This is a genomic window from Mesorhizobium sp. M7A.F.Ca.US.008.03.1.1 (assembly GCF_003997495.1).
Lineage (GTDB): Bacteria > Pseudomonadota > Alphaproteobacteria > Rhizobiales > Rhizobiaceae > Mesorhizobium.
The window spans coordinates 119,176-126,918 of the sequence record NZ_RZRU01000019.1 but is presented as its reverse complement, the minus strand read 5'-3'; the positions used below and the strand labels follow the sequence as shown (position 1 = coordinate 126,918).

The following is a 7,743-nucleotide window of genomic DNA, read 5'->3' as shown; positions in this document are numbered from 1 at the left end:
GAGCGCGGCATGCCCAGGAAATTGATGAACACCGCGAGGCCGAGCAAGCCGAAGACGATTGACGGCACGGCGGCCAGATTGTTGATGTTGACCTCGATAAGGTCGGTGAACCGGTTCTTCTTTGCGAACTCCTCCAGATAGATGGAGGCGGCGACGCCGATCGGCAGCGCCAGGAGCAACACGATCCCCATCATGTAAAACGAGCCGATGATCGCCACGCCCATTCCCGAGGTTTCCGGACGGCTGGAGGCGCCGTAGGTGAACAGACCGCTGTTGAAGTGCTCGGCCATCGCGCCCTCGGCCTTGAGCTTGTTCATCCAGGTGATCTGCTGGTCCGACACCTTGCGTCGCGCTTCCTCGACACTGAGGTCGATCTGGCCCTTGAAAGCCGAGTCGAGATTGGCGGCGGCGAGGATGTTGACGTTGCGCGTCGTGCCGATGACCGACGGATCGGCGGCAACGATGTCGCGCAACTGGACACGGACGCCTTCCGACAGGAAGCCCTTGAGCTGCTTGATCGCCGGCTTGTCATCGGGAGAGATGCCGAGCTTGGCCACCAGCGCGTTTTCGGCGAGCTTGGGATAGTTTGCCTTGATCAGGACGCTCGGATCGGTTGCGCGCTTGCCGGAAGGATCGATCACCTTCTCGTCGAACGAGATCGGCAGTGATACCGTCGTCTGCCAGAAGGCGGTGTAGCCTTTCGAGACGATGGTGATCAGCATGATTGCCAGGAACGCCAGGCCTACGGAAATCGCCACGACGCCATAGATGCGGAAACGGCGTTCGGCTGCGTAACGGGCCTTCAGGCCGATGTCGCGGCGCGGATGGACCGCCGCCCTGACCATCGTATCCATGGGAATGTCGGTCATTCGTACTGCTCCCGATATTTGCGCACGATGTAGAGTGCGACGATATTCATCACCAGCGTCAGCGCGAACAGCGTCAGGCCGAGCGCGAAGGCGACCAGCGTCTGCGGCGAATTGAATTCGAGGTCGCCGGTGAGCTGGTTGACGATCTTGACGGTGATGGTCGTCATCGCCTCGAATGGGTTGATGGTTAGGTTGGCGGCGACGCCCGCCGCCAGCACGACAATCATCGTTTCGCCGATGGCGCGCGAGGCAGTCAGCAGGATTGCGCCGACGATGCCGGGCAGTGCAGCCGGCAGGATCACCCGCTTGATCGTCTCGGAGCGGGTCGCGCCGAGGCCGAGCGACCCATCGCGCATGGCGCGCGGCACTGCGGTTATGATGTCGTCTGAGAGAGAGGACACGACCGGGATCAGCATGACGCCCATGACCAAGCCGGCGGTGAAGATGCTCTGGCCCTGGATGAAGGGCGAGCCGCCGGTCAGCGCCGCGGACAGGTCGCGCAGGAACGGCCCAAGCGTGACGACGGCGAAGATGCCGTAGACGATGGTCGGTATGCCGGCCAGCAGTTCAAGCGCCGGCTTGACCACCGAGCGCACCCTGCGCGTTGCGTATTCGGCCATGTAGACAGCCGACATCAGCCCTACCGGCACCGCAACCAGCAGTGCGACGGCGGCGATGTAGAGCGTGCCGGAAAGAAGCGGAATCAGGCCGAACTGACCCTGGCTGCCGCCCGAACCGGCAGCGGCGAAACGCGGATCCCAGACGGTGCCGAAGAAGAAACTCATCGGCGAGACGCTCTCGAAGAAGGTGATCGTCTGGAACAGCATCGAAAGCACGATGCCGACGGTGGTCAGGATGGCGATGGTGGAGGCGGCAAGCAGCCCCCACAGCATCAACCTCTCGACATTGTTGCGCGCCCTGGCGCGCGGCGCTATCTGCCTGAGTGCATAGAAGGCGCCGGCGAGCGAGCAAGCGAGAATGACAATAGCGCCGAACAGGCCGAGCCGGTCCTGGACCTTGTTTGCCTCGACGGCGATCGGGATCATGTAATCCTGTGTGTCGCTCGCCAGTGCCACGCCCTTGGCGGCGAGCAGCGGCTGCAACTCGGCAAAGCTGGCAGGCATTGCGGCCAGTGTGCCAGCATCGAGTTTGCGCAGGCCTCTGGCGAGGCTCTTTACCAGGCTGACATCCAGTGCCTCGCTGGCAACCTTGCTGTCGACGGTGCGCTCGGGCAAGGCAGCGTGGATGTGTCGGTCAAGATAGACCGAAGAACCGACGGCCCAGACGGCAAGCAGCAAAAGAGCAGGCAGGACGGCGAGCAGGAAGGCCCACCAGCCATGATAGTGAGCGCGCGAATGCGGCTTGACCTTGCCATTGTCCTGGGCCGCGGCACGCTGCCGGCCGATGAAAAAGGCAACCAGGCCGACGGCACCGACGATGGCCAGTACGAGCAAGGACGACATGGACCCACCCCAAGAGAAATTCTAACCCAGCGCCATTGCGGCCTGCGGTGAAACCGGGGCGCGGATTTGGCCCGCACCCCGGTTCGGCAACTTGATTACATCGACTTTCCGGTCGCGAAAGCGTCACGCTGGGCCTGACGTTCGGCATCCGGGGCAGCAACGAGGCCGTATTCGGCGAGCGGGCTTTCCGGGCCAACCATCTGGTCGTCGAGGAAGAACTCGACGTATTCCTTAAGGCCGGGAACGACGCCCAGATGCGCCTTCTTGACGTAGAAGAACAGCGGGCGCGAGACGGGATACTTGCCGCTGGCAATCGTCTCGGTCGAAGGCACGATGCCTTCCACGGTGGCGACCTTCAGCTTGTCGGCATTGTTCTCATAGAAGGCGAGGCCGAACACGCCGACGCCGGTCTTGTTGGAGTCGATGCGGGCGAGCGTCTCGGTATAGTCGCCATCGATGTCGACGGCCTTGCCGTCCTTGCGGATGGCGATACAGGTTTTGCCGATTTCCTTGTCGTCGGCAATGCCGGCGGCCTTGAGAGCAGCCTTGTCACAGCCCGCATCGAGGAGCTTGGTCTCGAACACTTCGCGCGTGCCGTGCTTTTCGCCCGGAATGTAGGCGGCGATGTCCCAGTCGGGCAGCTTCGGATTGACCTGGCTCCACTTGGTGTTCGGATTGTCGACCAGCTTGCCGTCGACGACCAGCTTGGCCGCGAGCGCCTTGTAGATGTCGGCGGGTACCAGCGCCCAGTCCGGGCCCTTGATGTCGGTGGCGAAGACGATGCCGTCATAGCCGATCCGGACTTCCTGGACTTCCTTCACGCCGGCGTCGGCGCAGGACTTGAGTTCGTCCGCCTTGATCGGACGCGACGAGTTGGCGATGTCGATCGTGTCTTCGCCGACACCCTTGCAGAATTCCTTGATGCCGGCGCCGCTGCCGCCGGATTCGACGACTGGCGTCTTGAAGTTGGTGAATGTTTCGCCGAACTGCTCGGCAACGATCTTGGCATAAGGTAACACGGTCGATGATCCGGCGACCTGGATCTGGTCCCGCGCGGCGGCGAAGCCGGACGACGCGGCGAGCGCAAGCGCAGCGGCCGACGCCGTATAGAGGAATTTCTTCATGTGGCCTGCTCCTGTTCGGAAGATGGTCTCTCGGCGCTCGTCAGTCGGCGCCCGCTGAGGCCAATAGCCTTCGATTATAACAGTCGCATGACAGTTTGATGTCACCCCGGTAACGCGTCATCGGGATGAGCGGAATGCCGCCTGGCCGGCACTCCCGACGCAGCCCGGCTTTGTCACCGGAATCAGGGACTTGCTCTATTCGGCCGAGGCTGGCCGGCGATTTGGGGATCAGCCGGCCTCTATGAAGAAAAGCCGGACGGGAGCGCGTTGCTCTCAGCCAGACGGTGTCGTGGCCGGGCCATCGCCGAAAACAGGTCCGTTGGGGTAGGTTGACGCTGTCTCATGCCGGCGGTCGCTGCTCCCGCCCGTAACTGGGAAGAGCGGAATTCGAATGTGGCCATTGTCTCGGCTGGATGCCGCCTTTGATATGGTGCGATCGCGCCATAGTCTTGGCGCTGGCGGGGCGCGCGAATCTCGCCGCGTCCCCGCACTCGGGCAGAGCCGGCCTTACCCGGCGTTGCGCTGAGCCTGCCGGCTGGCGCCGACCCAGCGCTCGACCTTCTCGAGCAACGCCCGGGGGCTGATCGGCTTGGGCAGATAGTCGTCCATCCCTGCCTCCAGGCAGCGCTCGCGGTCGCCCTTCAGCGCATGCGCGGTGACGCCGACGATCGGCACATGCGTGCCGGTTTCTTCCTCCAGCCGGCGAATGGCGGCGGTCGCTTCGAGACCGTTCATCTCCGGCATCGAGACATCCATCAGGATCATGCACGGGTTGAGCCGGCCGAAGGCGTCGAGCGCCTTGCGGCCATTGCCGACGATCTCGAACCCATAACCGGTCTCGCCGAGGATCTGGGTGAACACCATCTGGTTCACCTCATTGTCCTCGGCCACCAGGATGTCCAGCCTGTCGCCGCCAGCCGCCACCGGTGGCCGGGGGCGAATCGAAGGCGGCTGCAGCAGCGCACGCTGTTCGGACGGTGCCGAGGGCTGCGGCCGCGCAACATTGCCTGGAGCGGTATCGGCAGCGAGCGGCTGTGCGTCGCTGCCGCCAGTGTTGTGGCGATGCCGCTGGATGGTGGCGACCAGCGTTTCCAGCAGCACCGAAGAGCGCGCCGGCTTGATCAGCTGGGCATCGATGCCAAGATCGCGATAGCTGGTGTTGGCGAGCGACTGGTCGACCGAGGTCAGCATGATGATCGGCGTGCCGGCAAGACCGGCTGTGTTGCGCACGATCCGCGCCATTTCGGCGCCGCTCATTTCAGGCATCTGGTAGTCGAGTACGACGCAGTCGACCGGCACGCCATAGGCGGCGGCGGCGATCAGCACCTTGAGACCCTCAGCGCCGCTTTCGGCCGCGCAGGAATCGAACGTCCACGATGTCATCTGCTCGGTCAGGATCGCCCTGTTGACGGAATTGTCGTCGACGATCAGCACACGCGCGCCGGTCACGTCGATTGGCATGATGCGTTGTCCGTTCTGCTGTCCGGCTCTCGGCAGCGTCACCGAGAACCAGAACGTCGAACCCTTGCCTTCGGCGCTTTCGACCCCGATGTCCCCGCCCATCAGCTCGACGAGCCGCGAGGTGATGGCAAGACCGAGGCCGGTTCCCTCGTGCCGCCGCGTCGATGAGGTGTCGACCTGGCTGAATTTCTCGAACACCAGTTTCAGTTTCTCCTCGGGGATACCGATGCCGGTATCGGTGACCGAGATGGTGAGCTTCGTTCCGGTTGGAACCCTCTCGCCGGTGACGTCGACCAGCACATGGCCCTCATCGGTGAATTTCACCGCATTGCCGAGCAGGTTGGTGACGATCTGCCTGATGCGGCCGACATCGCCTATGAACAGGCTCTCGAGACGAGGCTCGACGCGCACGATGAGCTCAAGGTCCTTCTCCTTGGCGCGCGTCGACACCAGCGTCGCCACGTCCTCGATCGCCTCGGCAAGATTGAAGGGCGCCGGATCCAGCACCAGCTGACCGGCATCGATCTTTGAGAAGTCCAGTATGTCGTTGATGATGGTGAGCAGCGCATTGCCCGATTTCACGATGATGTCGGTGAACGTCTTCTGCTTCGGGTCGAGGTCCGATTTGGCCAGCAGTTCGGCCATGCCGAGCACGCCGTTCATCGGCGTGCGTATCTCATGGCTCATATTGGCGAGGAATTCCGACTTGGCGCGGTCGGCGAGCACGGCGCGCTGACGCGCCTCACGCAGTTCGGCCTCTCGCATCTTCAGCTCGGTGATGTCGGTGGTCGAGCCAATCAGGTAGAGCGAACCGTCGGAGGCGATCATCGCCCCCTTGCGGGCGAATTGATGCCTGACGCTGCCGTCGGCCAGCGTCACCGTCTCCTCGACCTCCTGGGTTTCGCCGGTGCGCAGCACGGCGAGATCGCCATTGACGAAGGCCTCGCCATCCGGCCCGAAAATCTCGATGTCGGTCTTGCCGATAGCCTCTTCCTTGCTGAAGCCGGTGAGATCGCACCAGCCCTTGTTGACATAGAACTGCCTGAGATCGGAGCGCTTGGCGTAGATCGATACCGGCACGTTGTCGATCAGGCTGCGGAACACCTCGTTCTCGCGCATGCTTTCTTCCAGCGCACGCTCGCGCGCCTTGACGTCGGTGATGTCGGTGCTCGAACCGACCAGATGCACCGAGCCGTCCAATGCCACCAGGCGGCTCTTGCGGGTCATCAATTGCCGAACCGTGCCGTCGCGATGGGTGACGGGTTCCTCGACCTCCTTGACGATCCCCGTCACGGCGACTTGTGTGTCGTCATGGCTGTAGCCATCGGCGTCCTGCGCACCGAACAACTGCCGGTCGGTGCGGCCGATGACATCCTCCTTGGCCAAGCCGGTGATCGCGCACCAGGCCTTGTTGACGAATTCGATGCTCAGGTCCTGCGCCTTGATGAAGGCGGCCACCGGCAACTCGTCCATCACGTGCCGGAACAGGTCGATCTGGCGCATGGAATCGCGCAATGCCGCCTCGCGGCTCTTGATCTCGGAGATGTCGACGCGAACACCGATGAAGGTGCCGTCGTCGGTCCGCATGTCGTAGACCTGGTACCAGCGGCCGTCGGGGTTATGACGCTCGTAGCAGGAATTGGGCAAGCGGTAGCGGGCGAGGATCGCGTCCAGCCAGCGGTCATGGTCGCTGTCGTAGAGCTGATCGATTTGCGGATCGCCGCTGTTGCGGAAATAGCCGTTCGCATGGCCCAGCACGAGCGCTTCGCGGAATGTACAGCCGGGCTGCCATGCCGGCTTCAAGGCCGGCAGCGTATCCTGGATCTTGCGGTTGGCGAAAACGAACCTGTCGTCGCGATCGTAGATGATCACGGCGGCCGGCAAGGATTCCAGCACGCTGGCGAGATGCTTGCGCGCGTCCTCGGCCTCGGTCTCGCGGCGCTTCATGTTGGAAATGTCGAACAGGAAACCGGCAACGTAGTTGCGGCCGCTGGCCATGCCGACGCGGCTCTTCCTGACGATGCGCGAGCGGCTGGCGCCATCGGCCTCGAAATTCTCTTCCACTTCGTACGGCCGCCCGGTGGCAAGGACGTCACGTTCGCTCTGCTCGAAAAGCGCGGTGTCCTTTGTGGTAAGGAAATCGCCGCCGGGCTTGCCGAGCATGGCTTGCGGCGTCTGGCCAAACAGAGCCGCGAACGCCTCGTTGACGAAGACGAAACGCAAATGGTCGTCCTTGACGAAGATCGGATCCTTGACGGCGTTGATCACCGCTTCCGCCAGCCGCGCTTTCTCCAGCGCGTCGGCAAGTTCGGCCTCCCGGTCCGGCCCCGGACCTTTGAAGGCGCCGGTGAAGGCGCCGGCCAATGCCGTGACGTTGCGGCCGATGCCGCGATAACCGGCAAATCTTCCTTCGTCGTCGAACTTCGGAAAGCCTGACGTGAAGACCCAGCGGCAGTCGGCGTTGCCGCCCTTGAGCTCGTAGACGAAGTCGCGAAAAGGCCGGTGCGCCTGCAGATCCTCCAGATGCGCGGCGCCACTGCGATCGCCGTTCAGGACCTGATTGAGGAAGTCGAAGCGGAACCGGCCAAGCACGTTTGCCGGATCGATGCCGGTGGCTGCCTGGTAATTTTGCGAAAGCCAGGAGAAGCGCAGTTCGGCATCCGTCTCCCAGACCCAGTCGGAACCGGCTTCGACGAGTTGGCGAAGCGCATCGTTCGAATCCATGCAAGCGGCGGACGATGATGCATCATCGCCATGCGCTGTGGATCTGCGAGGCCCGCGCTTGCCGCGCGCGCCGATTGTTTCGTCCGCTTCCGCCATGCCGTC

Annotated in this window: 4 protein-coding genes; all 4 read right to left on the bottom strand. The window is 63.2% G+C overall.

The window, feature by feature from the left end; translation table 11 throughout:
• Positions 1 to 869, bottom strand: an 869-nt coding sequence (locus EOA16_RS24015) for a DUF3333 domain-containing protein (protein ID WP_127260456.1), incomplete at its 3' end; no start/stop codon positions are given.
• Positions 866 to 2,332, bottom strand: coding sequence for a phosphate ABC transporter permease subunit PstC (gene pstC, locus EOA16_RS24010; RefSeq protein ID WP_127260455.1), 1,467 nt, complete (start codon positions 2,330 to 2,332; stop codon positions 866 to 868). The genes EOA16_RS24015 and pstC, both read right to left, overlap by 4 nt.
• Before the next feature lie 95 nt (positions 2,333 to 2,427).
• Positions 2,428 to 3,456 (bottom strand): substrate-binding domain-containing protein, encoded by a 1,029-nt coding sequence (locus EOA16_RS24005; protein ID WP_127260454.1) that lies wholly within the window; start codon positions 3,454 to 3,456, stop codon positions 2,428 to 2,430.
• 507 nt (positions 3,457 to 3,963) lie between these two features.
• Positions 3,964 to 7,737 carry a PAS domain-containing protein gene (locus tag EOA16_RS24000; protein WP_164754365.1) on the bottom strand — a complete coding sequence of 1,258 codons (3,774 nt, stop codon included), beginning with the start codon at positions 7,735 to 7,737 and terminating at the stop codon, positions 3,964 to 3,966.
• Positions 7,738 to 7,743 lie beyond the last annotated feature (6 nt).